The organism is Auraticoccus cholistanensis, assembly GCF_009742705.1.
GTDB classification, from domain to species: domain Bacteria; phylum Actinomycetota; class Actinomycetes; order Propionibacteriales; family Propionibacteriaceae; genus Auraticoccus; species Auraticoccus cholistanensis.
Genome location: NZ_WPCU01000011.1, coordinates 1 through 799, shown reverse-complemented (window position 1 = coordinate 799; position 799 = coordinate 1). Strand labels below are relative to the sequence as shown.

The window sequence follows — 799 nt, the reverse complement described above, 5'->3', positions numbered from 1 at the left end:
GGGTTGGCCGGTGCGGGGGTCGTTGAGGATGGAGGCGGTGTGGTGGTCCTTGCCGACGGTCTCGAGCGACCGGTCTCGCTCCGTGCGACAGCCGGTCGGTCCGGCCCGAAGAGCCGCGGTTGAGCACACGGGGCCCCTCAGGGTTGGCCTGCTTCGCCGGTATCCTTTTCTTCGACGGAGCCTCCTAAAGTCCGGATACGTACTAAAGAAATAATCTGAGCAGTTCCAATTAGGACCGCTGCAGTAACAAGTGGGCCAGTATAACCACTTGCACCTTGGGTTTGAGTAATCACTGCGCAACCAAGTAGAAGTGCAGCAAGGAGTGCTCCTGCTACAATTGGCTTTGGGTAATGGCGTACAGTAAACACGTTCACTCCCTGCGTTGCCGCCATATATAGGGCGGCGCCACCCCCAGCTACGGCTGCAATCCAGGCTATCTCCATTTTACTATTATTCTTCTTCCGGATAGTCGGGAGTGATAGCGTCGTATCCGCATCCTGCTGATGCCGCAACGAAGCCTCCTAGGCCACCCAACACAGCGCCTGACACCATGCCGGCCGGGCCTCCACCGATTCCTGCGATGGCACCCCCCGCCAACCCACCGAGGACTGTCTTGCCCACGTTGTTGTGAAGGCACGCACTGAGGCTTTCGTAACCTGTGGGGTCGGTGTTGTTGATGGGGTCGTTGCCGGCGTAGGCGTAGCGGTTCGCGTTGAGGGGGTCCAGGGGTGCGTCGAGGGAGTCTTGTTGGGTGAAGGTGCCGGTGGTGGGGTCGTAGTAGCGGGCGCCGTAGTGGATC

1 protein-coding gene is annotated in these 799 nt (G+C 59.9%); it reads right to left on the bottom strand.

What is annotated here, in order from left to right; all coding sequences use genetic code 11:
- Window positions 1–450 precede the first annotated feature (450 nt).
- A partial coding sequence (locus GC722_RS17395; RefSeq protein WP_331715030.1) for an RHS repeat-associated core domain-containing protein occupies window positions 451–799 on the bottom strand: 349 nt, incomplete at its 5' end.